Annotated in this window: 22 protein-coding genes; 9 read left to right on the top strand and 13 right to left on the bottom strand. The window is 63.9% G+C overall.

Translation table 11 applies throughout. The features are described 5' to 3' along the window. Position 1 precedes the first annotated feature (1 nt). The 3 genes from CCOS864_RS22345 to CCOS864_RS22335 are packed head-to-tail and all read left to right on the top strand — an operon-like array spanning position 2 to position 2,437. Positions 2-871 carry a DUF72 domain-containing protein gene (locus CCOS864_RS22345; protein WP_115088410.1) on the top strand — a complete coding sequence of 290 codons (870 nt, stop codon included), beginning with the start codon at positions 2-4 and terminating at the stop codon, positions 869-871. A gap of 33 nt (positions 872-904) precedes the next feature. Continuing rightward, a complete protein-coding gene (locus tag CCOS864_RS22340) occupies positions 905-1,735 on the top strand; it encodes an isocitrate lyase/PEP mutase family protein (protein WP_115088409.1) in 831 nt (276 codons plus the stop codon). Between the two features lie 6 nt (positions 1,736-1,741). Next, positions 1,742-2,437: an extensin-like domain-containing protein gene (locus CCOS864_RS22335; protein WP_115088408.1), complete on the top strand. Its 696-nt coding sequence runs from the start codon at positions 1,742-1,744 to the stop codon at positions 2,435-2,437. A gap of 3 nt (positions 2,438-2,440) precedes the next feature. On the opposite strand, the gene CCOS864_RS22330 is transcribed toward CCOS864_RS22335, so the two are convergent. Then, entirely contained in the window at positions 2,441-3,061 is a 621-nt protein-coding gene (locus CCOS864_RS22330; protein ID WP_115088407.1) for an energy transducer TonB, read from the bottom strand. Positions 3,062-3,156: 95 nt separating this feature from the next. Here CCOS864_RS22330 and CCOS864_RS22325 point away from each other — a divergent pair, with 95 nt between their 5' ends. Next, complete coding sequence (locus tag CCOS864_RS22325; RefSeq protein ID WP_115088406.1) at positions 3,157-3,939, top strand: class I SAM-dependent methyltransferase; 783 nt, start codon at positions 3,157-3,159, stop codon at positions 3,937-3,939. Here the strand turns inward: CCOS864_RS22325 and CCOS864_RS22320 are convergent. Then, positions 3,936-4,568 carry a TetR/AcrR family transcriptional regulator gene (locus tag CCOS864_RS22320; protein WP_115088405.1) on the bottom strand — a complete coding sequence of 211 codons (633 nt, stop codon included), beginning with the start codon at positions 4,566-4,568 and terminating at the stop codon, positions 3,936-3,938. The genes CCOS864_RS22325 and CCOS864_RS22320 overlap by 4 nt on opposite strands. A gap of 195 nt (positions 4,569-4,763) precedes the next feature. Between CCOS864_RS22320 and CCOS864_RS22315 the strand changes: the two genes are divergently transcribed. Together CCOS864_RS22315 and CCOS864_RS22310 are read left to right on the top strand one after the other, a co-directional pair. Continuing rightward, positions 4,764-5,864 (top strand): efflux RND transporter periplasmic adaptor subunit, encoded by a 1,101-nt coding sequence (locus tag CCOS864_RS22315; RefSeq protein WP_115088404.1) that lies wholly within the window; start codon positions 4,764-4,766, stop codon positions 5,862-5,864. A 6-nt stretch (positions 5,865-5,870) separates the two neighbouring features. Further along, positions 5,871-8,936, top strand: coding sequence for an efflux RND transporter permease subunit (locus CCOS864_RS22310; RefSeq protein ID WP_115088403.1), 3,066 nt, complete (start codon positions 5,871-5,873; stop codon positions 8,934-8,936). Positions 8,937-9,014: 78 nt separating this feature from the next. Here the strand turns inward: CCOS864_RS22310 and CCOS864_RS22305 are convergent, their stop codons facing one another. From CCOS864_RS22305 to plsB, 3 genes are all read right to left on the bottom strand, one after another. Then, positions 9,015-9,704, bottom strand: coding sequence for a DUF4197 domain-containing protein (locus tag CCOS864_RS22305; RefSeq protein WP_115088402.1), 690 nt, complete (start codon positions 9,702-9,704; stop codon positions 9,015-9,017). 34 nt (positions 9,705-9,738) lie between these two features. Then, positions 9,739-10,137 carry a YbaY family lipoprotein gene (locus CCOS864_RS22300; RefSeq protein WP_010224875.1) on the bottom strand — a complete coding sequence of 133 codons (399 nt, stop codon included), beginning with the start codon at positions 10,135-10,137 and terminating at the stop codon, positions 9,739-9,741. A gap of 84 nt (positions 10,138-10,221) precedes the next feature. Further along, positions 10,222-12,708, bottom strand: coding sequence for a glycerol-3-phosphate 1-O-acyltransferase PlsB (gene plsB, locus CCOS864_RS22295; protein ID WP_115088401.1), 2,487 nt, complete (start codon positions 12,706-12,708; stop codon positions 10,222-10,224). A 222-nt stretch (positions 12,709-12,930) separates the two neighbouring features. On the opposite strand from plsB, the gene CCOS864_RS22290 reads away from it, so the two are divergent. Next, the gene (locus CCOS864_RS22290; protein WP_038996759.1) at positions 12,931-13,140 is read left to right on the top strand and encodes a cold-shock protein; all 210 of its coding nucleotides are present in this window, start codon (positions 12,931-12,933) and stop codon (positions 13,138-13,140) included. Between the two features lie 88 nt (positions 13,141-13,228). Here the strand turns inward: CCOS864_RS22290 and CCOS864_RS22285 are convergent, their stop codons facing one another. From CCOS864_RS22285 to CCOS864_RS22270, 4 genes are all read right to left on the bottom strand, one after another. Then, the gene (locus tag CCOS864_RS22285) at positions 13,229-13,606 is read right to left on the bottom strand and encodes a hypothetical protein (RefSeq protein ID WP_115088400.1); all 378 of its coding nucleotides are present in this window, start codon (positions 13,604-13,606) and stop codon (positions 13,229-13,231) included. A 17-nt stretch (positions 13,607-13,623) separates the two neighbouring features. Then, positions 13,624-14,436 carry a putative RNA methyltransferase gene (locus CCOS864_RS22280; protein ID WP_115088399.1) on the bottom strand — a complete coding sequence of 271 codons (813 nt, stop codon included), beginning with the start codon at positions 14,434-14,436 and terminating at the stop codon, positions 13,624-13,626. Next, positions 14,436-15,587 carry a succinyl-diaminopimelate desuccinylase gene (gene dapE / locus CCOS864_RS22275; protein WP_115088398.1) on the bottom strand — a complete coding sequence of 384 codons (1,152 nt, stop codon included), beginning with the start codon at positions 15,585-15,587 and terminating at the stop codon, positions 14,436-14,438. Before dapE ends, CCOS864_RS22280 begins: the two co-directional genes overlap by 1 nt. A gap of 193 nt (positions 15,588-15,780) precedes the next feature. Further along, entirely contained in the window at positions 15,781-18,372 is a 2,592-nt protein-coding gene (locus tag CCOS864_RS22270; protein WP_115088397.1) for a glycosyltransferase, read from the bottom strand. Between the two features lie 289 nt (positions 18,373-18,661). Between CCOS864_RS22270 and tcdA the strand changes: the two genes are divergently transcribed. Next, a complete protein-coding gene (tcdA, locus tag CCOS864_RS22265; RefSeq protein ID WP_115088396.1) occupies positions 18,662-19,483 on the top strand; it encodes a tRNA cyclic N6-threonylcarbamoyladenosine(37) synthase TcdA in 822 nt (273 codons plus the stop codon). Here tcdA and CCOS864_RS22260 read toward each other — a convergent pair. From CCOS864_RS22260 to CCOS864_RS22245, 4 genes are read right to left on the bottom strand one after another with little or no spacing between them, the layout of a single operon-like run. Next, on the bottom strand, positions 19,462-19,872 hold the full coding sequence (locus tag CCOS864_RS22260; RefSeq protein WP_115088395.1) for a SufE family protein: 411 nt from the start codon (positions 19,870-19,872) through the stop codon (positions 19,462-19,464). The genes tcdA and CCOS864_RS22260 overlap by 22 nt on opposite strands. Continuing rightward, positions 19,869-21,074: an aminotransferase class V-fold PLP-dependent enzyme gene (locus CCOS864_RS22255; protein WP_115088394.1), complete on the bottom strand. Its 1,206-nt coding sequence runs from the start codon at positions 21,072-21,074 to the stop codon at positions 19,869-19,871. The genes CCOS864_RS22260 and CCOS864_RS22255 overlap by 4 nt, the downstream gene beginning before the upstream one ends. Positions 21,075-21,128: 54 nt before the next feature. Beyond that, positions 21,129-22,163: a 2,3,4,5-tetrahydropyridine-2,6-dicarboxylate N-succinyltransferase gene (gene dapD / locus CCOS864_RS22250; RefSeq protein WP_115088393.1), complete on the bottom strand. Its 1,035-nt coding sequence runs from the start codon at positions 22,161-22,163 to the stop codon at positions 21,129-21,131. Positions 22,164-22,205: 42 nt separating this feature from the next. Further along, complete coding sequence (locus CCOS864_RS22245; protein ID WP_115088392.1) at positions 22,206-22,568, bottom strand: ArsC family reductase; 363 nt, start codon at positions 22,566-22,568, stop codon at positions 22,206-22,208. 230 nt (positions 22,569-22,798) lie between these two features. Here CCOS864_RS22245 and CCOS864_RS22240 point away from each other — a divergent pair, with 230 nt between their 5' ends. Continuing rightward, the gene (locus CCOS864_RS22240; protein WP_115088391.1) at positions 22,799-24,445 is read left to right on the top strand and encodes a Na+/H+ antiporter; all 1,647 of its coding nucleotides are present in this window, start codon (positions 22,799-22,801) and stop codon (positions 24,443-24,445) included. Positions 24,446-24,477: the final 32 nt, after the last annotated feature.

Here is a 24,477-nt window from a genome sequence, read left to right as displayed (position 1 = left end):
GATGAGTCTGTCCACGCTTCCCTATTTTGTCGGTTGTCCGTCCTGGAGTGAAAACGCCTGGCGCGAGTACCTGTACCCGGCGGACGCCAGAACCGGCGACTTTCTCGGCCTCTACAGCCAGGTTTTCAATGCCGTAGAAGGCAACACCACCTTTTATGCGCGCCCGGCACCAGCGACTATCGAGCGGTGGGCGCAAGTGATGCCCGCGCATTTTCGTTTTACTGCCAAGTTCCCCGGCGATATCAGCCACGGCGGTGACCTGCACGGTCAACTGGCCGCCGCTCAGTCCTTCATCGAATTGCTCAAGCCTCTCGGTGCACGCGTTGCGCCGTATTGGCTGCAGCTGCCGGCAACCTTCGGCCCGGCGCGGCTGGGCGAGCTGGTGACTTTCCTTGACGAGGTCGGTGTACCGATTGCGGTAGAGGTGCGCAACGCGGCGTTCTTCAGCAAGGGCGATGAGGAGCGCTTGCTCAACCGCTTGCTGCTCGAGCGAGGCGTGGAACGTATCTGCCTTGATCCCCGGGCCTTGTTCAGTTGCACCGCGCGCAGCCCCGAAGTGCTCCACGCCCAGTCGAAAAAGCCGCGCGTGCCGCCACGCCCGACCGCGTTCACCCAGCACCCGCAGATCCGCTTCATCGGCCACCCTGAGCTTGCCGCCAACGAGCCGTTCCTGCTGCCCTGGCTGGACAAGGTCGCGGCCTGGATCGAGGAGGGGCGCAGCCCCTATGTTTTCCTGCATACTGCCGACAACCGCCTGGCCGCCGCCCTGGCCCGGCGTTTCCATCAGGGCCTGATGGAACGCCTGCCGGGGCTTGCGGCCTTGCCTGAACTGGACCGGACGCCAGAAGCCGAACAACTTGGTCTGCTCTGAACGCGTCCTGCCGCCTGCCCGGGAGTCGTGATCATGGATGTGCAAACCCTGCGTGCCGAAGCCTTCAAAGCCCTGCATGAGCGCGATGGCGCCTTCGTCATCCCCAACCCCTGGGATGCCGGTTCCGCCAAGCTGCTGGCCAGCCTCGGCTTCGAGGCGCTGGCCACGACCAGCGCTGGCCTGGCGTTCTCCCTGGGGCGTCCGGACGCCGAAGGGGCGATGACCCTGGATGAAACCTTGGCGAATGCGCGCTCTGTTGTCGATGCCACGGCATTACCGGTGGCCGCCGACCTGGAGAACGGTTTCAGCGACGATCCCAAGGGTTGCGCCGAGGCGATCCTGCAGGGCGCCGCCGTCGGTCTGGTGGGTGGCTCAATCGAGGATGCCAGCGGCAACGCCGACGAGCCGATCTACAGCTTCCATCACGCGGTTGAGCGGGTCGAGGCGGCCGTCGCCGCTGCCCGTAGCCTGGACTTCCCGTTCATGCTCTGCGCCCGTGCTGAAAACCTGCTGCATGGACGCATCGACCTGGACGACACCATTGCCCGCCTGCAGGCCTTCGCCGAAGCCGGTGCCGATGTGCTCTATGCGCCGGGCCTGCGTACGGCTGAAGAGATCCGTCGGGTAGTGCTGGCGGTGGCGCCCAAACCGGTCAACGTGCTGATGGGCCTGAGCGGCGTGCAGCTGAGTTTTGGCGATGTCCAGGCCCTGGGCGTCAAGCGCATCAGCGTCGGTTCGTCGCTGGCGCGGGCGGCCTATGGGGCGTTCTTCAACGCCGCGCAACGGATTCACGATCAAGGCCGTTTTGACTATGCCGACCAGGCGTTGTCATTCGACCAGCTCAACCAGTTGTTCAGGCGCTGATCGCTCATGCGCAAAGGATTGCTCGTCGTGCTGTGCCTGATATTGATTGCTGTATCCGTGGCTGCCTGGCGCCTGGGGTGGCGCCTGCCGGATGCCTGGAACCCCTGGGCGGCACTCGATGTGCGCGAGCCGCCGAACCTGCTTACACCGTACAAGCTGGGCCGCCTGCAGGATGATCCGCAGCTGTGCGAACAGGCGCTGGCGACTTCGAATTTGCGTTACCGCAAGCAGGCCGACAGCCCGGCCAATGCGCCCTGCCCATTGGAAAACGTGCTGCGGGTCGAGGGCTCGTCGGTGCGCCTGAGCAGCAGCTTTCTCGCCAGTTGCCCGCTGGCGGTGGCCTACGCGCTGTTCGAGCGCCATGCCCTGCAGCCGGCGGCGCAGCGCGCCTTTGCCCAGCCGGTGGTGCAGGTCGATCACCTGGGCAGCTTCGCCTGTCGCAACATGTACAACCGCAAGAATGGTCGCCTCAGCCAGCATGCCACGGCCAACGCCCTGGACATCGCCGGCTTTCGCCTGGCCGACGGGCAGCGCATCCAGTTGCTCAAGGACTGGCCGGGGGAGGGTGTCAAAGCGAAGTTTCTAAAGGATCTGCACGCCAGTGCCTGCGACAGTTTCAACACGGTGCTGGGGCCCGACTACAACGCCGCTCACCGCAATCACTTTCATCTGGATATGGGCTTCTGGCAAATCTGCCGCTGAGGCTCAGGCGGCGATGCGTACGTTGTTCAGCACCACCGGGCGTGCCCAGCGATTGTCGAAGTCCAGCTGCGATTGCTGCACGGCCATGGTGGCTTCGTCGAAAGGCTCGGGCGCCTTGTCCAGCAGGTCCATCTCGAACTCGGCAATCGGCAGGTACAGCGGCTTGGCCTGTGGCGCCGGGCCTGGTTCCGGGAGCGGGTGGCCCTGGCTCATGACCACCGGGCGTACCCAGGTGTTGCTGATATCCAGCTGGCGTTGCTGCTCGATCAGTTCGGCGGCGCTGAACGGCGGGGCGAGTTTTTCCAGCAGTTCAGGCTCCAGCTCGGCGATGGGCAGGAACAGTGCCTCAGGCGGGGCCAGTTCGGTGTCATGCACATCGCACAGACGCTGGCTGTGAATCTGCGCCAGCACCTGGCTGCCGCCCAGCGGCTCGCCAGTGACCTTGTCGAACTGCTCGGCGGCCACGGCCTCGGTCGCGCCGTCTTCACCTTGCTGCTCAGCCAGGGCGCGGGCAAAAAAATCCTGCCACAGGTGGCTGACGCCACCCAATGCCTGGGTATTGTGCCGGCCATAGTCGCCGACGGGCGAGATATAACCTGAGTTGAGCTGAAGAATGTCGGTCATGGCAGTCGCAGAGCGTTCTGGTCTGGCAAAATAGCGAATACTTCGTATATCGGCCGTGGCCGACGATCATTTAATTTTTTTGAGTACAGGATTTGATGGTGGAGCAACTGGCGGACGGCGGCATCCGGGTCGAGGCATTGACGGCCGATTATCAGGCCCTGGCTGCCGAGTGGGCGCAGCGCCTGGAGCTGCCGCTGAGCGATGACAACGCAGGCTTTGCCGTGCAGGTCGGCGCCGATGGCCTGCAGATCCAGCAACTGGGCCCGCAAGCGCCAGGGCCGGTGCGGGTGGATTTCGTCGAAGGCGCGGCGGCCCACCGGCGGGTGTTCGGTGGCGGTAGCGGGCAGATGATCGCCAAGGCCGTGGGTATCGCCCAGGGCGTACGCCCGCAGGTGCTCGACGCCACGGCGGGGCTGGGCAAGGACGCCTTCGTGCTGGCAAGCCTGGGCTGCCAGATGACCCTGATCGAGCGCCAGCCGCTGGTCGCCGCCTTGCTCGCAGATGGCCTGGCCCGCGCCCGCAGCGACGCCGAGGTCGGCCCGATCGTCGCGCGTATGCAGCTGCTCAGCGGCAATGCCATCGAGCACATGCGCAACTGGCAAGGCGAGCCGCCGCAGGTGATCTACCTCGACCCGATGTTCCCGCACCGCGACAAGAGCGCCCTGGTGAAAAAGGAAATGCGCGTGTTCCGCCCGCTGGTCGGTGACGACCTCGATGCGCCGGCACTGCTCGAAGCCGCCCTGGCCCTGGCCAGCCACCGGGTGGTGGTCAAGCGCCCGCGCAAGGCGCCGATCATCGACGGCCCCAAGCCCAGCCACAGCCTGGAAGGCAAATCCAGCCGCTACGACATCTACCCGAAAAAAGCCCTCAAGCCTTAAGGCCGGTAGGCGCGCATGAACAGCGCCACCACTTCCTGGACATGGGCCTCGGCAGCCTCGGCATCCAGCGCCGGGGCATAGCCGAGCAACAAGCGGAAGTTGGCCGCGCCCTTGAGCAGGCAGAAGAAGTGCTCGGCGGCGTTGGCCGGCAGCTCGATGCACAGCAACCCGCGCGCATCCGCCTGGCGCAACAGCGCCTCCATCTCGTGCAGGACCCGCAACGGGCCGGCCTCGAAGAAGATCTGGCTGAGCTTTGGGTCCTGATTACCCAGGGCCATGATCAAGCGGTGCAACTTGACCGACAGGTCGCTGCTGATCAGCGCCTGAAAGCCGCGGCCGATCTTCACCAATACCTGCTCCAGCGGCACGCCTTCAGGCAGCTCGAAGATCAGTTCGGGCAGCTGCGCCGTGCAGGTGGCGACCACCGCCGAGGAGAACAGCGTTTCCTTGTCGGTGAAGTGACTGTAGACCGTGAGTTTTGACACACCTGCCGCTGTCGCGACCGCATCCATGCTGGTGTTGGCATAGCCAAGGGTTAGAAACAGCGCCTTGGCTGCTTCGAGAATGGCCTGGCGTTTTGCCAGGTCCTTGGGCCGGCCGGGGCCGGTAGGAGCGGTGACTTTGGGCATGAGTGAAAAGATACATATTCCAGTAAGTGCACATGGTACATCGCGACCGGTCTTTCGGCGGGCAAATATCGACGCGCTGCTCCCGGCATAAATATGGGATTTCTCTCGGACGCCTGCTTCCCCGGTCCGGCTCCCTGATTTAATATACCCGTCAGTATAAATATTCAAAGCGCCATTCGCGAAAGGTCATTCATCATGTTGCGCCTTGCCTTGCCCCTCGCTTTGCCCGTCAGTCTTGTGCTGTTGCTTGCTGCCTGCGGGCAGGAAAGCGCACCGCAGACTTCCCTTCGTCCAGCCATGGTGGTACAGCCGCAGCCGGCCAGCGCCGCTGCCGACAGCTACCCTGGCGAGGTGCGGGCGCGCTTCGAACCGGAGCTGGCCTTCCGCATCGGTGGCAAGGTCAGCAAGCGCCTGGTCGAGGAGGGGCAGCGGGTCAAGGCCGAGCAGGCGCTGGCCGAGCTCGACCCCCAGGATGTGCGCCTGCAACTGGAAGCCAGCCGTGCCCAACTGGCCGCCGCCGAAGCCAACCTGAGCCTGGTCAAGGCCGAGCGCGACCGCTACAAGACCCTGCTCGACCGGCAGATGGTCAGCCGTTCGCAATATGACAATGCTGAGAACCTTTACCGCGCGGGCCTGGCCCGGCTCAAACAGGTGCGCGCCGAGTTCGACGTCGCCGGCAACCAGGCGGAATACGCTGTGCTGCGGGCCTCTCAGGATGGTGTGATTGCCAAGCGCCAGGTCGAAGTGGGGCAGGTGGTGTCCGCTGGCCAGACGGTGTTCACCCTGGCCACCGATGGCGAGCGTGAAGTGCTGATCGGCCTGCCGGAGCAGAACTTCGGGCGCTTCAAGGTCGGCCAGCCGGTGTCGGTGGAGCTCTGGTCGCAACCGGATCAACGCTTCAATGGCCGTATTCGTGAGCTGTCACCTTCGGCCGATCCACGCTCGCGAACCTTTGCGGCGCGCATCGCCTTTACCGCCGGCAAGGTGCCGGCCGAGCTTGGCCAGAGTGCCCGGGTGTTCATCCAGCACGCCGAGCAGATTCCGCTGGCGGTGCCGCTCTCGGCGCTGACCGCAGAGAACGGCCAGACCTATGTCTGGCGTGTCGATGCCAACAACACCCTCAAGCGCGTGCCGGTACGGGTCGGTGCCTACGGTGAAAACAGCGTGCCGGTGCTTGAAGGCCTGAATGCCTCGGACTGGGTGGTGGCGGCCGGCGTGCATGTGCTCCAGGAGGGGCAGCAGGTACGTCCGGTGGATCGGTCCAATCGTGTGGTGAATCTGGCGGCCAAGGAGTAAGTCCCGATGGGTTTCAACCTTTCCGCCTGGGCCCTGCGCAATCGGCAGATCGTGCTGTTCCTGATGATTCTGCTGGCCGTGGTCGGCGCGCTGTCCTACACCAAACTGGGGCAGAGCGAAGACCCGCCCTTTACCTTCAAGGCCATGGTCATTCGCACCATCTGGCCTGGTGCCAGCGCCGAGGAAGTCTCGCGCCAGGTGACCGAGCGCATCGAAAAGAAGCTGATGGAAACCGGCGAGTACGAGAGGATCGTCTCGTTCTCACGGCCCGGTGAATCGCAGGTCACCTTCATGGCCCGCGATTCGATGCATTCGGCCGACATCCCCGAGCTTTGGTACCAGATCCGCAAGAAGGTCGCCGATATCCGGCACACCTTGCCCCAGGGTATTCAGGGGCCGTTCTTCAACGATGAATTCGGCACCACCTTCGGCAACATCTACGCGCTGACCGGTGATGGCTTCGACTACGCCGTGCTCAAGGACTACGCCGACCGGGTGCAGATCCAGTTGCAGCGGGTCAAGGACGTCGGCAAGGTCGAGCTGCTTGGCCTGCAGGACGAGAAGATCTGGATCGAGCTGTCCAACCTCAAGCTGGCCACCCTCGGCCTGCCCCTGGCAGCGGTGCAGCAGGCGCTGGAAGAGCAGAACGCGGTGAGCACCGCGGGTTTCTTCGAGACTCCATCCGAGCGCCTGCAGTTGCGGGTCAGCGGGCGCTTCACCACGGTCGAGCAGATCCAGCAGTTCCCGATCCGGGTCGGTGACCGCACCTTCCGTATCGGCGATGTCGCCGATGTGCGCCGAGGCTTCAATGATCCGCCCGCACCGCGCATGCGCTTCATGGGCGAAGATGCCATCGGCCTGGCGGTATCGATGAAGGCCGGCGGCGATATCCTGGTGCTGGGCAAGGCCCTGGAAACCGAGTTCGCCCGCATCGCCCACAATCTGCCGGCCGGCATGGAGCTGCGCAAGGTGTCCGATCAGCCGGCAGCGGTGAAGACCGGCGTTGGCGAGTTCGTCCAGGTGTTGGTAGAGGCCCTGGCCATCGTCTTGCTGGTGAGTTTCTTCTCCTTGGGGATGCGCACCGGCCTGGTGGTGGCCCTGGCCATTCCGCTGGTACTGGCGATGACCTTTGCCGCCATGTACTACTTCGGTATCGGCCTGCACAAGATCTCCCTCGGCGCGCTGGTGCTGGCCCTGGGCCTGCTGGTGGATGACGCCATCATTGCCGTGGAGATGATGGCAATCAAGATGGAGCAGGGTTTCGACCGGCTCAAGGCGGCCAGTTATGCCTGGACCAGCACCGCCTTCCCAATGCTGACCGGCACCCTGATCACCGCCGCCGGCTTCCTGCCGATTGCCACCGCGCAGTCCGGAACGGGCGAATACACCCGTTCGATCTTCCAGGTGGTAACCATCGCCTTGCTCGCCTCGTGGATTGCCGCGGTGGTGTTCGTGCCCTATCTGGGCGAGCGCCTGCTGCCGGACCTGGCCAAGCTGCACGCGGCCAAGCATGGCACTGCCGAAGGTGGGCCAGATCCGTATGGCACACCGTTCTACCAGCGCGTGCGGCGCCTGGTCGGCTGGTGCGTGGAGCGGCGCAAGACGGTGATCGTGGCGACTATCGCCCTGTTTATCGGCAGTATTTTGTTGTTCCGCTTCGTGCCCCAGCAGTTCTTCCCGGCTTCCGGGCGCCTGGAGCTGATGGTTGACCTGAAGCTGGCCGAAGGCGCCTCGCTGAGTAATACCGCCGAGCAGGTCAAGCGTCTGGAAGCGCTGCTCAAGGAACGCGCCGGCATCGACAACTATGTAGCCTATGTGGGCACGGGTTCGCCACGCTTCTACCTGCCATTGGACCAGCAACTGCCAGCGCCAAGTTTCGCCCAGTTCGTCGTGCTGGCGAAAACCATCGAGGAGCGTGAACAACTGCGCAGCTGGCTGATCGCCACCCTCGATGAACAATTCCCCGACCTGCGTTCGCGGGTCACGCGCCTGGAAAACGGCCCGCCCGTGGGCTACCCGGTGCAGTTCCGGGTCACCGGCGAGCATATCGAGCAAGTCCGCGCCCTGGCCCGCAAAGTGGCGGCCAAGGTGCGCGAGAACCCCCATGTGGTCAACGTCCACCTCGACTGGGAAGAGCCGAGCAAGGTGGTTTACCTGAACATCGACCAGGACCGCGCCCGCGCCCTGGGAGTGAGCACGGCGAACCTGGCGAAGTTTCTGCAAAGCTCGCTGACCGGCTCTGCGGTCAGCCAGTTCCGTGAGGACAACGAGCTGATCGAGATCCTCCTGCGCGGTACCCAGCAGGAGCGCAGCGAGCTTGCCAACCTGCCAAGCCTGGCGGTGCCTACCGACAATGGCCGCAGTGTGGCGCTGTCGCAGGTGGCAACCCTGGAATACGGCTTTGAAGAAGGCGTGATCTGGCACCGCAACCGTCTGCCCAATGTCACCGTGCGCGCCGACATCTACGGCAAAGAGCAACCGGTTACCCTGGTCAAGCAGATCCTGCCGACCCTGGACCCGGTGCGTGCAGAACTGCCCGATGGCTATCTGCTAGAGGTAGGCGGCACGGTGGAAGACTCTACCCGCGGGCAGAAGTCGGTGAACGCCGGGGTACCGCTGTTCATCGTTGTGGTGCTGACCCTGCTGATGCTGCAATTGCGCAGCTTCTCGCGCACGGTGATGGTGTTCCTCACCGCACCGCTGGGGCTGATTGGCGTAACCCTGTTCCTGCTGGTGTTCCGCCAGCCGTTCGGCTTTGTCGCCATGCTCGGGACCATTGCCCTGTCGGGGATGATCATGCGCAACTCGGTGATCCTGGTCGACCAGATCGAACAGGACATCGCCGCCGGGCTGGACCGCTGGCAGGCGATTATCGAGGCGACGGTAAGGCGCTTCCGGCCGATCGTGCTGACCGCCCTGGCGGCGGTGCTGGCGATGATCCCGCTGTCACGCAGCGTGTTCTTCGGGCCGATGGCGGTGGCGATCATGGGGGGGTTGATCGTGGCGACGGCGTTGACGCTGTTGTTCCTGCCGGCCTTGTATGCGGCGTGGTTCAGGGTCAAGAAAGCCTGAGGGCGGTGACACAGATCTATTGTGGGAGCCGGCCTTGCCGGCGATGGGCTGCGCAAGCAGCCCTTTGGAGCGAGAGGCTCAAAGCGCGCCAAACACCTTCTTGGCAATGCTGGTAGCCGCCGCAGCCGGGTTCTGGCGGATGGTTTCTTCCTGCTTGGCAATCATCTCGAACAGGCCGTTGAGCGCCTGCTCGGTTACATAGCCTTCGACGTTGGCATTCTTGGCATCCAGCACGCCCAGTGTCGCCGCTTGCCCAGCGAAGCTGTTGTATTGCTGGGCCAGGCCGACCTGGTCGGTAGCCTTCTTGACGATCGGCAGGAACTTGGCGCGAATCTGCTCGCGGCTGGTCTTGCTCAGGTACTGGGTGGCCGAGTCGTTGCCGCCGCTGAGGATGCCCTTGGCATCTTCCACGGTCATCTTCTTCACTGCATCGACCAGCAGCGCCTGGGCCTGCGGCACGGCAGCTTCAGCGGCCTTGTTCATACTGGTTTCCAGTTGCTCGACCTGGGCACCCATGCCGAACGCCTTCATCTTCTTGGCGGCTTTGCCAAGGTTGCCCGGCAACTCGATACGCACATCCGGGTTATTGCTGAAACCACCGGGGGTGCCCAGTTGTTTCACCGCCACCTGGGCGCCCTGGGTCAGGGCGTCCTTCAGGCCAGTGGAGGCATCTTTTTGCGAGAGGTCGCCGAGCGACAGCGCCAGGGCGCTTGCCGACAGCAGCAGGCCGGCGCACAGGCCGGTAAAGGTTAGAGCTGGGCGAAACATGGCAGCATCCTTATGCGAAGGGCAGAACAATCAATCAACGAACGGCATCGACCTTGATACGCACCGGTTGCGGGTCGTTGCCATCAAGCTGAACGCCGTGGTGTTCGGTGTTGATGAACAGCAGCTTGCCATCCAGTTCGATCCGCGCGCTGACTGCATAACGGTGGCCGGGCTTGACCTGGGCCGGGTCGTAGCTCAGGTGAAAGGGCAGCGGCACATTGCCTTTGACCGGGCCGCTCTGGCTGGCCAGGGTAACGGCGGGAGCGTCCATCAGCGACACGTCCTGCAGGGCGACGCTCAGGGTGGCGGCAGGCGGCAGGGCAATGCGCTGCAGGTAGAAGACTTCGCCATCAAGGCTGGCCTTGGACGCTTCAGGGGTGCTGCTGCACGCGGCCAGCAGGCTGCCAAGAAGGATCAGGGACAGTTTTTTCATCAGTAGCTCCTTAGCGCCGGCGCCGCGGTTGCGGTCGCCCGGCGGTTTGATTCGTGTTGCTCCAAAGACACTGGCCAGTATGGCCTATGCCGCGGTTTCGGTGGCCTCTTCACTGCGCTGCAGGGCCACCTGGCGGATCGACAGGCGTATTTCCGCCGACAGCACGCGCTTGGCTGCGCCTTCGGCCAGTTCACTGAGTTTTTCGTGGTAACCGAGTTTGCCATTGGTATCCGGACGCAGTACGCCTTGCTCGATCTGGGTCTGGATGAAGTGGCGGAACAGGGTTTTGTCGAAGAACTCCGGTGCATTCAGGCCGTGCAGGATCGACAGGCGCTGGGCCATGATCACGCAGAGGTCTTCCAGCTCTTCGGCGCTCAGGGTGTGCTGGCCGCTGTTGAGCAGCAGGGCGGTGGCCATGTAGAAGCGCTGCAGGGTCTGGGTGATGGCCCGGGCCAGCAGGGTCAGCAGCACGAACTGCCGCGAACTCGGCGCCGGGCGCAGGTACACGCCGTTTTCAAAGCGCAGCAGGCCTTGCTCGACGAAGGCCTCCAGCCACTGGTCGATGACCGCGTCCAGCTCATCCAGCTCCCAGCGAATGAACAGCTCCGATTGCAGGTACGGGTACAGCGCCCGGGTGTACTGCAGGATCAGCTCGCGGCTCATTCGCGAGCTGCTCTGGAAGAAGCTCGCCAGCAAGGCCGGCAGGGCGAAAATATGCAGCACGTTGTTGCGGTAATAGGTCATCAGGACGGCGTTCTGCTCGTCCAGGTAAAGAATCTTGCCCAGTGCATCGCTCTGTTCGGCCAGCAGGTCCATGCCCTTGACGTGGCTGATCAGTGCCAGGCCATCGCCTTCAGGCAGCGTGGTGTGCGGCGAGTAGGGCACCTTGCGCAACAGCGCCAGGTACAGGTCCAGCACGCGGATCAGGGCGCGTTCGTCCAGGGCCAGGCGGCTGGTGGAAAGCAGCGCCAGGGCCACCAGATTGACCGGGTTGATCGCCGCTGCCTCGTTCAGGTGCCGGGCGACTTTCTCGCCCAGGCGCGAGGTGGTTTCGTTGAGCCAGGCCGGGCGGAACTGCGGGCCGTGCTCCTGCTCGCGCCAGCCGGGTTGCTGCTGGTCGAGGAAGGCGCCGAGGCGGATCGGCTCGCCGAAGTTGACCGCCACCTGGCCGAAGCGCTGCTTGAGCGCGCCGATGACCTTGAAGATGTCGAAGATCGATTCTTTCTTCTTGCTCGCCCCGCGCAGTTCGCCCAGGTAGGTGCGGCCTTCGAGCACCCGTTCATAACCGATGTACACCGGCACGAAGACGATCGGGGTGCGCGATGAGCGCAGGTAGCTGCGCAAGGTAATGGCGAGCATGCCGGTTTTTGGCTGCAGCATGCGCCCGGTGCGCGAGCGGCCGCCTTCGACGAAGTACTCGACCGGGAAGCCCTTGGTGAACAGGGTGTGCAGGTACTCGTTGAACACCGCGGTGTACAGCGGGTTGCCCTTGAAGGTACGGCGCATGAAGAACGCCCCGCCACGGCGCAGCAGGCCGCCGATCACCGGCATGTTGAGGTTGATCCCGGCGGCGATGTGCGGCGGGGTCAGGCCGTTGCGAAACAGCAGGTAGGACAGCAGCAGGTAGTCGATATGGCTGCGGTGGCACGGCACGTAGATGACTTCGTGGCCCGGGGCGATGCCCTGCACCTGCTCGATGTGGTTGACCTTGATGCCGTCGTAGATCTTGTTCCAAAACCAGCTCAGCACCACTTCGAGGAAGCGGATGGCGGTATAGGTGTAATCCGAGGCGATCTCGTTGCCGTAGCGCAGGGCCTGGGCCTCGGCTTTTGCCAGCGGGATCTTTTCGCGCTCGGCCTCATCGGCGATGGCCTGGCGCACCAGCGGGTCGTGCACCAGGCCCTTGACCAGGTTACGGCGGTGGGAAATGTCCGGGCCGATGACGGCGGACTTGAGGTTGCGAAAGTGCACGCGCAGCAGGCGCTGGGCCATGCGCACGGTGCGCTCGTGACCTTTGTTGTGCTGCACCAGTTCGCGCAGGTGAATCGGTGCCGAGAACTGTACGCGGGTCTTGCGCCCGAGGATCAGTACGGTGAGCAACCGGCGCAGGCGCCCGGTAACCGCCCAACTGTCGGCGAACAGCAGCTTCCAGGGGCTGGATTCACTGGCCGGCGACTGGCCCCAGAACACGCTGACCGGAATGATCTGCGCGTCTTCCTCGGCATGCTGGCTGATGGCGTTGACCAGCCGCGCCAGGGTTGGCGGGGCGCCGCGCTTGTCCTGGCGGCCGAGCCAGTCGGGCTCCGGGGTCAAGTAGAAGAATGCTGCGGGCTCTTGCAGGGTGCCAACGGCGGTGGGCAACACCGGGCGTGGCAGCCCGGCTTTGGTGCATTCGCGGTCGAGCACGGCAAGGTCGGTGAGCGACGGCGACTGCAGGGCGTAGAACACCGGCCGGCTGCGATCCAGGTTCAGGGTGAAGGACGACTGGTTGATGGTCTCGGAGCGAACCCACAGGTACAACAGGCGACGCAGGGCGCCGAAGATCAGGCGGCGCAGGGGGGAACGGGTCATACGGTGTGTGCTCTGGATGAGATTTTCGAGTGATTGCTCAGTCGGTTAGTGTGCCGTATCTGCGCAAGTTCAGCAAAAAGCGCCCCGGTCATGAAAATTAATTTAAGTGTGTCATATACTCGGTCCGCCGCTTGCAAGAGATTTGTGCAAGCTGCGTCGGCAGGGGGCCGTGACCTCTCTGCATGCCAGGCGATTCCAAAATAAAAATCCGGAGTAGTTCAGATGTCGTCTCGTGAGACTGGAAGTGTAAAGTGGTTCAATGACGCCAAAGGTTACGGCTTCATTCAGCGTGAAGGTGGCGCGGACGTGTTTGTTCACTACCGTGCCATCCGCGGGGAGGGTCATCGCACCCTGCTTGAGGGGCAGCAGGTCGAATACAATCTGACTCAGGGCCAGAAAGGCCTGCAGGCAGAAGACGTAGTCGGGCTGTAAGCGCCGGGCCACAAGCCTCGAGCCTGGGCCCACAAGCGAAAAGGCCCGCCGCCGGACAACCGGGGCGGGCCTTTTCGAAGAAGCAATTTCAGTTGGTACGCCAGGTGATTTCCTCTTCACCGTCGGCACTGATGCGGATCCAGCGATCGGCATCCTCTTCACCTTCTTCCTCGACCCAGGTGCCCGGCGCGCAGCGCACTTCGACGCTCAGCGCGGCAAAGGCGGCGCGCGCGCAGGCGATGTCGTCGTCCCACGGCGTCTGGTCGCTTTCCAGGTAAAGACTGTTCCATTTGCCCACAGCCTTCGGTAACCAGGTAACTGGAATGTTACCGGCCTTGCACTTGTAGGTCTGGCCTTTCTGCTGCCAGTCGCTGCACGGGCCGAGTGCCTCGGTGAGCCAGGCGGCGATCTGCTTGTGGTCGACGTCGGCGTCTTTCAGGTAAATCTCGATATCGGGTTGGCGCATAGGGGCTCCGGGTGCGCTCAGTCTTGGCGCACAAAGTAATCGTAACGCATCGATACCGTGACCTCGAAAGGCTCGGCCTGGTCGATGACGCGCGCGCGTTTATCGGCGCTGGCGCGCCAACCATGCGGGGTCATGGCCAGCAGGTCGGCGCGGGCCTTGCTATCGGCAAGGCTGAGGCGGAATTTCAGGGTTTCGCTATGGGCGTGCTGCATGCCCGCTGGCACCAGTGCCAGGTGTTTGTCGTCGGCGTAGTCGCGCACTTCATCGTAGAGCTTGTGGCGCAACTCGATCAGGTGCTCGTTGGTCGGGCCGACGCGCATCAGGCCGCCGCCGGGGCTCAGCAGGCGCAGGGCTTCCTGCCAGTCCAGCGGGCTGAAGACACTGGCCAGGAACTGGCAACTGGCATCGGCCAGCGGCACCCGGGCCATGCTCGCCACCAGCCAGGTCAGCGCCGGGTTGCGCTTGCAGGCACGCTTGACCGCTTCGCGGGAGATGTCCAGGGCATAACCGTCGGCCTCGGGCAGCGCTGCGGCGATCTGCGCGGTGTAGTAACCCTCGCCACAGCCGATATCCAGCCAGCGTGCCGGTGCGCGTTCAGCGGCAAGCTCGGCCAGGCGCCGGGCTACCGGGGCGTAATGCCCGGCGTTGAGAAAGTCGCGGCGGGCCTCGACCATGGCCTGGTTGTCGCCCGGGTCACGGCTGTTCTTGTGCTGCACCGGCAACAGGTTCAGGTAACCCTGTCGGGCACGGTCGAAACGGTGGCCGGCCGGGCAGGCCACGCCATTGTCGAGGGTGCTCAGCGCGGCGCTGCAGATTGGGCAGGTGAGCATCAGGCAAGCAACCGGGTCAGGGTCTGGTAGTAGATTTCGGTCAGCACGTCGAGGTCGCTGGCCAGGATCCGCTCGTTGACCTGGTGAATGGTGGCGTTGACCGGGCCCAGCTCGACCACCTGGGTGCCGAGGGTGGCGATGAAGCGCCCGTCGGAGGTGCCGCCGCTGGTCGACGCCTTGGTTTCACGGCCGGTGACCGCCTTGATGCTCGCCGATACGGCGTCGAGCAGGTCGCCCGGCTCGGTGAGGAACGGCAGGCCCGACAAGGCCCAGTCCACGTGCCAATCCAGCTGGTGCTTGTCGAGGATGGCGGCAACTCGCTGCTGCAGGCCTTCGACCGTCGATTCGGTAGAGAAGCGGAAGTTGAACAGTGCGGTCAGCTCGCCCGGCACCACGTTGGTGGCGCCGGTGCCGGAGTTGAGGTTGGAGATCTGGAAGCTGGTCGGCGGGAAGAACGCGTTGCCTTCGTCCCAGTGCTCGGCAGCCAGTTCCGCCAGGGCCGGAGTGGCCAGGTGGATCGGGTTCTTCGCCAGGTGCGGGTAGGCCACATGGCCCTGTACGCCGCGCACGGTGAGCTTGGCGCCGAGCGAGCCGCGACGGCCGTTCTTGACCACGTCACCGACCAGGCTGGTGCTCGATGGCTCGCCGACGATGCACCAGTCCAGGCGCTCGTTGCGTGCTGCCAGGCGCTCGACCACGGCCTTGGTGCCGTGGTGGGCCGGGCCTTCTTCATCGCTGGTGATCAGGAAGGCGACCTTGCCGCGATGGTTGGGATAGTCGGCGACGAAGCGCTCGGTGGCCACCACCATGGCCGCCAGGCTGCCCTTCATGTCGGCAGCGCCACGCCCGCAGAGCATGCCATCGGCATCGATCAGGGCGTCGAACGGATCGTTCTGCCAGGCTTGCACCGGGCCGGTCGGGACTACGTCGGTGTGGCCGGCGAAGCACAGCACGGGACCGTCCTGGGTGCCATGGGTGGCCCAGAAGTTGTCGACGTCTTCGATCCGCATCGGTTCGAGCATGAAACCGGCATCGCCCAGGCGCTGCATCATCTGTTTCTGGCAATCGAAGTCCAGCGGGGTTACCGACGGACGGCGAATCAGGTCGCAGGCCAGTTCAAGGGTAGGCGAGAGGTCGGCTGGGGCCGTCATGGGGAGCTCCGGGGCAAGGCAGGGCACGAATTCGAGGGGGGTTATCTTATAGCAAAAGCAGGGGTTGAGGACCTTGGATCTGCGCTGTTTGTCAGCGCCTCATCGCTGGCAAGCCAGCTCCCACAGGTTGGGTGTTTACCCGTCCTGTGGGAGCCGGCCTTGCCGGCGAAAGGGCGGCAAGGCCGCCCCGGGGTCAGGAGGCCTGGGCCGGCTGTGCGGCATCCACCGGCTTGGGCAGCGACGACAGCATGGCCATGATCAGTGCCGCCAGGTACGGCAGCGACTGCACCAGCAGCATGGCCACCCAGAAACGCATGTCGTTGCTCGGCAGGCCCTGAACCAGGTAGATCCCGGCCGCCGCACCCCACAACAGCAACATGATGAACAGCTCTTCACGGGCTTCGGAAAGCGCCACCAGCAAACCATGGCTGTCGGCGTTCTTCGGCGTGCGGAAGAACGGGATGCTGCTGGTGAAGAAACCGTACAGCACCGCCTTGGCAATGGTGTGCGACAGGGCAAGGCCGGCCAGGGCCGCGGCGAAAGCGTCCTTGAGGTTCACGCCTACCGCACGGCGGTAGAGGAACACGATCTTGCCGACCTTGAAGACGAACAGCGCCAGTGGCGGAATGGCGAAGATCAGCAGCGGTGGGTCGACCCGTTGCGGCACGATGATCATCGCCGCCGACCACAGCAGGGCGCCGACGGTGAAGAAGATATTCATGCCATCGGCAATCCACGGCAGCCAGCCGGCGAGGAAGTGATAGCGCTGGCCACGGGTCAGTTCCGAGTCCTTGCCGCGTAGCAGGCTTGCGGCATGGCGCTTGATGATCTGGATGGCGCCGTAGGCCCAGCGGAAGCGCTGCTTCTTGAAGTCGATGAAGGTGTCAGGCATCAGGCCCTTGCCATAGCTCTCGTGGGAATAGGCCGCCGAGTAGCCTTTCTCGAACACCCGCAGGCCGAGCTCTGCATCCTCGCAGATGCACCAGTCGGCCCAGCCCAGCTCTTCGAGCACCGAGCGCCGGGTCATGGTCATGGTGCCGTGCTGGATGATCGCGTCACGGTCGTTGCGGGTGACCATGCCGATATGGAAGAAGCCCTTGTATTCGCTGTAGCACAGCTTCTTGAAGGTGCTTTCGTTCTGGTCGCGGTAGTCCTGGGGCGATTGCACCACGGCGATCTTCGGATCGGCGAAGTGCGGCACCATGTGCTTGAGCCAGTTGCGGTCGACGCAGTAGTCCGAGTCGATCACTGCGATCACTTCGGCATCCTTGGCGGTATGCGGGATCAGATAATTCAGCGCACCGCCCTTGAAACCGGCCAGGGGCGCGACGTGGAAGAACTTGAAGCGCTCGCCGAGCATCTCGCAGTGAGCCTTGATCGGCTCCCAGACCGCCGGGTCCTTGGTGTTGTTGTCGATGATCAGGACTTCGTAGTCCGGATAATCCAGCGCCGCCAGGGCGTTGAGGGTCTGTTTGACCATCTCCGGCGGCTCGTTGTAGCACGGCACATGCACCGAGACCTTGGGACGGTAGGCCGCGTCGGCCTGCACCGGCAAGAATTCCCGGCGGCGTTTGTGAATCCACACCGCTTCGGCCAGCTCATGGGCCTCGGTGAGCAGCACGATAAACACGCCGAGGGCGCCGAGGGCGAGCAGGAAGCCCACGGTCAGGCTGAACCAGGTGCTGTATTGCTGGCTGTAGTCGTAGCCGATCCACACCAGTACCGAACCGCAAAGGAAGGCGATAAAGGTCAGGAAGGTCCGGCCGCGCTGGCGCAGGGCCGAGCCGTCGATCAGCAGCAGGGTCAGCGAGAGCATCGCCAGTACCACCGAACCGACCGCCAGCACGCGCCATTGCGGAATGGCTACAACCGGGCCTTCAAAGTTGAATTTTTGCTGGCGTGCGGCATTGAATACGCCCCAGTAAGCGCCCACCGAGCCTTCGTCGCTGGCTTTCCACGGCTGGTCGTAGGCTTCGATGACAAAGTAGTTGTAGCCCTGGCGGTTGAGCTTGTTGACCAGGGTGCGCAGGTAGATGGCCTGGTCGGCCTGGGTCGCTTCGGCACCGCCACGCATGCGGCCGTTGCTTGGCCAGCCGACTTCAGACAGCAGCAGCGGTTTGCGTGGGAATTGTTGCTTGAGGTCGCGGGCACGGTCGAGGACGAACTGGCCGGCATCCTTCATCGGAATGAATTCCCAGTATGGCAGGATGTGCGCAGCCACCAGGTCGGCATGCTTGGCCAGCTCCGGATGTTCTTTCCAGATGTGCCATTGCTCACTGGTGGTCACCGGTACCTTTACCGCCGCGCGCACCCGGTCCATGTACTGGATCAGCGCCTCCGGGGTGATCTCCTTGCGGAACAGCGCTTCGTTGCCGACCATGACCCGCACGACACTGCGCGAGCTGTTGGCCAGTTCGATGGCTTTCTCGATTTCCCGCTCGTTGCGCTCAAGGTCCGGGCTGATCCACACCCCCAGGGTCACGCGCAGGCCGAACTCTTCGGCCAGGCGCGGAATCTCCGCCTGTGTGCCTTCCACCGTATAGATACGGATGCTGTCGGTCAGCTTGCTGAGCTGTTCGAGGTCCTGGCGCAGTTCGTCCTCGCTCGGGTACTGGCCCTTTTGCGGGCTCTCGCCCTGGCGGAACGGCGAATAGGAGAAACCGGAAATCTGCTCCGGCCAGTTGGGGGCGGAAACCGGGCGGTTGATCAGCGCCCAGAACCCGGTGAATAGCGCGGCGATGGCCATGACTATCACCAGGTTGATACCAAATTTACGCGATGACATAGATAGTTCGGGTTCCGAAAGGTGGAACGGGCGGGCGCCGGAGGGCGCGAATCCTGCGTGCGTCCTGTCCTGGCAATGTGAGAACAGGTCGGTGGCAGAAGATTGGATTGGCTTCAGGAGCTGAAGTTCTTAGCCCGTACTTTTGTCGTCCAAGTCTTTGGATTGCATGGGACATTAAAGCAGGATTACAACTACCTTTACCAATGCACGACTCAGGCGGCGGGTACAGCAGGGTGCCATCGCGTCGTAAGAGGCCTATAATACGCGCCGGTTTTTTCGGGGTTGGGCCATGAGTACAGAAGATCCACGCTTTGCCGGTGTCGCCCGGTTGTACGGTGACAACGGCCTGCAGCGCCTGCGCGAGGCCCACGTAGCCATCGTCGGTATCGGCGGGGTCGGCTCCTGGGCGGCCGAAGCCATGGCCCGTAGCGGCGTGGGCGAAATCTCCCTGTTCGACCTCGATGATGTCTGCGTCAGCAATACCAACCGTCAGTTGCATGCCCAGGAGGGCAATATCGGCCGCGCCAAGGCCGAGGTCATGGCCGAGCGCCTGCGGGCCATCAACCCGGCGTGCAAGGTGCATGCGGTGGTGGATTTCGTCACCAAGGAAACCCTGCCCGAGTACATCGGTGAGCACATCGACTGTGTGATCGACTGCATCGACAGCGTCATGGCCAAGGCCGCGCTGATTGGCTGGTGCAAGCGCCACAAGATCACCATCATCAGCACCGGTGGTGCTGGAGGGCAGATCGATCCGACCCAGATCCGCGTCGCCGACCTGAACAAGACCTTCAACGACCCGCTGGCTTCGCGGGTGCGTTCGACCCTGCGTCGCGATTATGGTTTTTCCCGCACGGTGACCCGCAACTACAGCGTGCCCTGTGTGTTCTCCACCGAACAGTTGCGCTACCCCAAAGGCGACGGCAGCGTCTGCCTGCAGAAGAGCTTTGTCGGCGAGGGGGTTAAGCTGGACTGCTCCGGCGGCTTCGGCGCGGTGATGATGGTCACTGCAACCTTCGGCATGGTCGCCGCCAGCAAGGCGGTGGAAAAGCTTGTGGGCGGCGCCCGCCGCCCGTCCGAGCGCAAGGCTCAGGCGCCCGCGGCGAGCTGAGACATGCGTTGCAGCACGGCGTTCAGGCCGTTGCTGCGCGAAGGCGAGAGCTGGCGGCCCAGGCCCAGCTGATTGAACCAGGCAGGCAGATCCAGTTGTGCCAGTTCGGCGCTGGACAGCCCTTCGATCCGTACCAGCAGCAGCGCCAGCAAGCCGCGGATGATCCGCGCATCGCTGGCACCCTTGAAGCGCCACTGGCCGTCCTGCTGCTCGGCCACCAGCCAGACCTGGCTTTCGCAGCCATGAACACGATTGGATTCGGACTTTTCCTCTTCGCTCAAGGGCGCCAGACGCTCGCCCCATTGCATCAGCAACCGTGCGCGCTGTTCCCAGCCGGCCGCCTGTTCGAAGACATTCAGGGCTTCCTGTGCGGCCATCGGCAGGCTCATCGCAGCAACTCCAGGGCTTGATCCAGAGCTTCGAAGAAACGCTGCAAGTCGTCGGAGTCGTTGTACAAGCCCAGGGACACGCGGATCGCACCGTCCAGGCCGAGGCTTTTGAGCAATGGCATGGCGCAGTGATGGCCGGCGCGCACGGCGATGCCTTGTTCGGTGAGCATATGGGCCAGATCAGCGTTGTGCACACCGTCGACTACGAAGCTGGCCAGGGCCAGTTGCGGCTGGCCAAGCAGGCGGATGCCTTCGCGGTCGTTGAGGCCGCGCAGCAGATGCCGGTGCAGGCCGGCTTCATGCTCGGCGACCGCATGGGCATCGAGCCCCGCCAGGTAATCGAGACTGGCTCCGAGGCCGATCACGCTGGCAATCGGCGGGGTACCGGCTTCGAAGCCCAGCGGCGCCGGGCGAAAGCTGGCGCTGTGGTAGTCGGCGATCTGCACCATCTCGCCGCCGAATTGCCAATGACGCAGGCGCGCCAGGGCCTCGCTGCGGCCGTAGAGCACGCCGACGCCGTCAGGGCCATACAGCTTGTGGCTGGAGAATACGTAGAAGTCACAGCCCAGCTGGCGTACGTCATGACGGCCGTGGACCACGCCCTGGGCGCCATCGACCACGGTCAGCGCGCCCTGGGCCTGGGCATGGGCCAGCAGGGGCTCCAGCGGCTGCCAGGCACCAAGTACGTTGGACAACTGGCTGACCGCCAGCACCCGGGTGCGCGGGCCAATCAGTTGCAGGGCGATGTTGAGGTCGATCAGGCCGCGGCTGTCCAGTGGCAGCACCACCAGCTTGAGTCCGCGGCGCTGTGCCAACTGTTGCCAGGGCAGCAGGTTGGCGTGGTGCTCCAGGGCGCTAATGGCAATTTCGTCACCGGCCTCGAACAGCGGCTCAAGCCCATAGGCGAGCAGGTTCAGGGCCGAGGTGGCGCCATGGGTGAAGACGATTTGCTGGCTGTCGACGGCGTTCAGCCAGCCGGCGACCTTTTCCCGGCTGCGTTCGAAGGCTTGGGTCGCCAGGGCGCCGGGCAAGTGTTGGGCACGGTGCACATTGGCAGCACCATGGCCGTAGTAGTGGCTCAGGGCATCGAGCAGGATTTGCGGTTTTTGCGTGGTAGCGGCGCTGTCCAGGTAGGTCTGGTGCTGGCGTTGCAGGGCGTCGATGGCTGGAAAGTCAGCGCGCCAGGGGGAGGGCTGGAACATGATGATCGGACCTGAAAATCGGGCCTGGCGTTAGGCCAGACCCGATGGTACCACTTAGTTGTGGGCGTGCAGCGCTTCGTTCAGCTCGATGGCCGACTTGTGGGTCTTGCACTCCACGGCACCGTTCAGCGAGTTGCGGCGGAACAGCAGGTCGGTCTGGCCGGCCAGGTCGCGGGCTTTGACGACCTTGACCAACTGGTTGTTCTCGTCCAGCAGGTTCACCTTGGTGCCGGCAGTGATGTACAGGCCGGCTTCAACGGTGTTGCGGTCGCCCAGCGGGATGCCGATACCGGCGTTGGCGCCGATCAGGCAGCCTTCGCCAACCTTGATGACGATGTTGCCGCCGCCGGACAGGGTGCCCATGGTCGAGCAGCCGCCGCCCAGGTCCGAACCCTTGCCGACGAAGACGCCCGCGGAAACGCGGCCTTCGATCATGCCCGGGCCTTCGGTGCCGGCGTTAAAGTTGACGAAGCCTTCGTGCATGATGGTGGTGCCTTCGCCGATGTAGGCGCCCAGGCGTACACGGGCGCTGTCGGCAATACGCACGCCGGCAGGGACTACGTAATCGGTCATTTTCGGGAACTTGTCCACCGAGAACACTTCCAGCAGCTCGCCCTTCAGGCGCGCTTCCAGTTGCTGCTCGGCAAGCTCCGCCAGGTCGACGGCGCCCTGGCTGGTCCAGGCCACGTTCGGTAGCAGCGGGAAGATACCGGCCAGGTTCAGGCCGTGTGGCTTGACCAGGCGGTGCGAAAGCAGGTGCAGCTTCAGGTAGGCTTCCGGGGTGGACGTCAGCGCGGCGTCTTCGGCCAGCAGGGTGACTACCAGCGGCTTGTTGCTTTCGGCCAGGCGGGTCAGCAGTGCGGCCTGGGCAGCATCGACACCCTTGAGGGCTTCGGCCAGCTGGGCAGCCTGGCTGGTGCTGAAGGCGATCGCCTGGTTGCCGCCTTCATAGCCCAGGACCGGGGCGATGGCAGCGACCAGTTCGGCAGCCGGGTTGATCAGCGGTTGTGCGTAGAAGACTTCCAGCCAGGCGCCTTGACGGTTCTGGGTGCCGACACCGAAGGCCAGGCTGAACAGGGAAGTGGACATGCAGTTACCTCTTGCGAAATTGAATGAAAGCTCGGCGCCGGGTTACTGAAGGGCGGCCGCGTACAGATCAGGCTTGAAGCCGACCAGGGTCCGCTTACCGAGGTCGAGCACAGGGCGCTTGATCATCGACGGTTGGGCCAGCATCAGTTCGATGGCCTTGAGCTGGTCGAGATCGGCCTTCTGGGCGTCGTCTAGTTTGCGGAAGGTGGTGCCAGCACGGTTGAGTACTGTTTGCCAGCCATGTTCATTGCACCAGCGCTCAAGGCTCGCACGGTCAATGCCCTGGGTCTTGTAGTCGTGGAAATCGTAGCCCAGGCCCTGGTTTTCGAGCCAGGTGCGGGCTTTCTTCATGGTGTCGCAGGCCTTGATTCCATAAAGGTGCAATGGCGTGTCGCGTTTGGTCATGTCTTGCCCCCCTGGGAAAAAATGGTGAAGGATTATGCCATGGTCGGCGGCTTTGGGTTGGCGTTGCCACGGCTCTTTGTAGCATTGTGTTACAGGTTCTGGACGGTTCTGCGACTTTTGTGCAGCGGTGCGCCGGCAGCCTAAGCGGCTAATATGTCGTTTCAATGGCAATGCCGTGCCCAGCCCCGCATAAGTTATTGAATGCGTTTGAATTGAACAGGACTCGCTGAATGCAATCAGCCTACACCGTTCTCATCCTGCTGATGCTGGTGAGTGTTTCCAAACTGGTCGGGCGGATGATCCCGCTGCCCCTGCCGCTGGTACAGATTGCCGCTGGCGCCTTGCTGGCGTGGCCGACCCTGGGCCTGCACGTGGCCCTGGACCCGGAATTGTTTCTGTTCTTGTTCCTGCCACCGCTGCTGTTTTCCGATGGCTGGCGGATGCCCAAGCGCGACCTCTGGCGGCTACGCGGGCCGATCCTGACCCTGGCGGTCGGCCTGGTCCTGTTTACCGTAGTAGGTGCCGGCTATTTCATTCACTGGATCCTGCCCAGCATTCCTCTGCCGGTGGCCTTTGCCCTGGCGGCGGTACTGTCGCCCACCGACGCCGTGGCGGTCTCGGCAATCACCCAGGACCGCCTGCCGACGCCCCTGATGCACATGCTCCAGGGCGAGGCGCTGATGAACGACGCCTCGGGCCTGGTGACCTTCAAGTTCGCCCTGGCGGCGGCAATCACCGGCGTGTTCTCCCTGGCCGAGGCCAGCCTGACCTTCGTGCTGGTCGCCGTCGGTGGCCTGGCCATCGGTGTGGCCCAGAGCTGGCTGGTCGGCCGCCTGCGCGCCTGGATGATCGCCCGCGGCTGGGATGACCCGGCCACCCATGTCGTGTTCATGTTGCTGCTGCCGTTTGCCGCTTATGTGCTGGCCGAGCGCCTGGGTGCCTCCGGCATTCTCTCGGCGGTAGCGGCGGGGATGATGCAGAGCTGGCTCGACCTGCTGCCCCGGCAGACCAGCACGCGCCTGCTCAACCGCAGCGTCTGGTCGCTGCTGGAGTTCGCTTTCAACGGTCTGATCTTTCTGTTGTTGGGCTTGCAGTTGCCCGACATCATCAAGGCGGTGACCAGTCACGAAGCCTCGCTGTGGCCGACCTTGCTATGGCGCTGCCTGGATGTAGTGGCGATCTTTGCGGTACTGCTGGCCCTGCGCTTTATCTGGGTGCAGAGCATCTGGCGCCTGATTGGCGTGATCCGCCGCTGGCGCGGTAAAGAAGACCTGGTGCTGGTGCCCAACGCCCGTTCCTGCTGGTTGTTGACCGTCGGCGGCGTGCGCGGGGCAGTGACCCTGGCCGGTGTCATGTCGGTGCCGCTGTTGATCAGCGCCGGCAAGGACTTCCCGGAGCGTGATTTGCTGATTTTCATCGCTGCCGGGGTGATTCTGCTGTCGCTGGTCGCCGCCTGCATCGCCTTGCCGCTGCTGTTGCGCGGTGTCACCAAAAGCCCGGATGACGCCCTGCGCCAGGAAGCCCAGGAGGCCTGGCGACGCACGGCCGAGGCGGCGATTCACGCGCTTGAGGCAGAAGATCTGGCCGAGGCCGGTACCCCGCTGGATGCCTCCCAGGCAGCCCTGGCGGCTGAACTCAAGGCGCGGTTGATGGCTGAATACCGGCATCAGCTCGATACCTTCAACGACAGCGCCGAAGCCCAGGCCCTGGCCGCGCAAATGGACCAACTCGAACGGCGCTTGCGCCTGCGCGCGCTGCGGGCCCAGCGTCTGGAGCTGTACAACCTGCATCGCCAGCATCAGATCGGTGATGACGTGGTGCGTCAGGTGCTGGGGGAGCTGGACATGAGTGAGGCGAATCTGGGGCCGGTGAAGTAAAGCATCGCGGGGCAAGCCCGCTCCTACCATCA

Origin of the sequence: Pseudomonas wadenswilerensis (assembly GCF_900497695.1) — a bacterium.
GTDB classification, from domain to species: domain Bacteria; phylum Pseudomonadota; class Gammaproteobacteria; order Pseudomonadales; family Pseudomonadaceae; genus Aquipseudomonas; species Aquipseudomonas wadenswilerensis.
The sequence above is the reverse complement of the archived record's forward strand: the minus strand, read 5'-3'. Positions and strand labels throughout refer to the sequence as shown.

Excerpts from the sequence above, each read along its gene's own strand:
- CCOS864_RS22305 (WP_115088402.1), bottom strand. The coding sequence starts at position 9,704 with ATGTTTCGCCCAGCTCTAACCTTTACCGGCCTGTGCGCCGGCCTGCTG.
- CCOS864_RS22285 (WP_115088400.1), bottom strand. The coding sequence starts at position 13,606 with ATGCGCCAACCCGATATCGAGATTTACCTGAAAGACGCCGACGTCGAC.
- CCOS864_RS22255 (WP_115088394.1), bottom strand. The coding sequence starts at position 21,074 with ATGTTCCAGCCCTCCCCCTGGCGCGCTGACTTTCCAGCCATCGACGCC.
- CCOS864_RS22310 (WP_115088403.1), top strand. The coding sequence starts at position 5,871 with ATGGGTTTCAACCTTTCCGCCTGGGCCCTGCGCAATCGGCAGATCGTG.
- CCOS864_RS22260 (WP_115088395.1), bottom strand. The coding sequence starts at position 19,872 with ATGAGCCTGCCGATGGCCGCACAGGAAGCCCTGAATGTCTTCGAACAG.
- CCOS864_RS22340 (WP_115088409.1), top strand. The coding sequence starts at position 905 with ATGGATGTGCAAACCCTGCGTGCCGAAGCCTTCAAAGCCCTGCATGAG.
- CCOS864_RS22300 (WP_010224875.1), bottom strand. The coding sequence starts at position 10,137 with ATGAAAAAACTGTCCCTGATCCTTCTTGGCAGCCTGCTGGCCGCGTGC.
- CCOS864_RS22330 (WP_115088407.1), bottom strand. The coding sequence starts at position 3,061 with ATGACCGACATTCTTCAGCTCAACTCAGGTTATATCTCGCCCGTCGGC.
- CCOS864_RS22335 (WP_115088408.1), top strand. The coding sequence starts at position 1,742 with ATGCGCAAAGGATTGCTCGTCGTGCTGTGCCTGATATTGATTGCTGTA.
- CCOS864_RS22290 (WP_038996759.1), top strand. The coding sequence starts at position 12,931 with ATGTCGTCTCGTGAGACTGGAAGTGTAAAGTGGTTCAATGACGCCAAA.
- CCOS864_RS22325 (WP_115088406.1), top strand. The coding sequence starts at position 3,157 with ATGGTGGAGCAACTGGCGGACGGCGGCATCCGGGTCGAGGCATTGACG.
- CCOS864_RS22280 (WP_115088399.1), bottom strand. The coding sequence starts at position 14,436 with ATGCTCACCTGCCCAATCTGCAGCGCCGCGCTGAGCACCCTCGACAAT.
- plsB (WP_115088401.1), bottom strand. The coding sequence starts at position 12,708 with ATGACCCGTTCCCCCCTGCGCCGCCTGATCTTCGGCGCCCTGCGTCGC.
- CCOS864_RS22315 (WP_115088404.1), top strand. The coding sequence starts at position 4,764 with ATGTTGCGCCTTGCCTTGCCCCTCGCTTTGCCCGTCAGTCTTGTGCTG.
- CCOS864_RS22345 (WP_115088410.1), top strand. The coding sequence starts at position 2 with ATGAGTCTGTCCACGCTTCCCTATTTTGTCGGTTGTCCGTCCTGGAGT.
- dapE (WP_115088398.1), bottom strand. The coding sequence starts at position 15,587 with ATGACGGCCCCAGCCGACCTCTCGCCTACCCTTGAACTGGCCTGCGAC.
- tcdA (WP_115088396.1), top strand. The coding sequence starts at position 18,662 with ATGAGTACAGAAGATCCACGCTTTGCCGGTGTCGCCCGGTTGTACGGT.
- dapD (WP_115088393.1), bottom strand. The coding sequence starts at position 22,163 with ATGTCCACTTCCCTGTTCAGCCTGGCCTTCGGTGTCGGCACCCAGAAC.
- CCOS864_RS22270 (WP_115088397.1), bottom strand. The coding sequence starts at position 18,372 with ATGTCATCGCGTAAATTTGGTATCAACCTGGTGATAGTCATGGCCATC.
- CCOS864_RS22240 (WP_115088391.1), top strand. The coding sequence starts at position 22,799 with ATGCAATCAGCCTACACCGTTCTCATCCTGCTGATGCTGGTGAGTGTT.
- CCOS864_RS22245 (WP_115088392.1), bottom strand. The coding sequence starts at position 22,568 with ATGACCAAACGCGACACGCCATTGCACCTTTATGGAATCAAGGCCTGC.
- CCOS864_RS22320 (WP_115088405.1), bottom strand. The coding sequence starts at position 4,568 with ATGCCCAAAGTCACCGCTCCTACCGGCCCCGGCCGGCCCAAGGACCTG.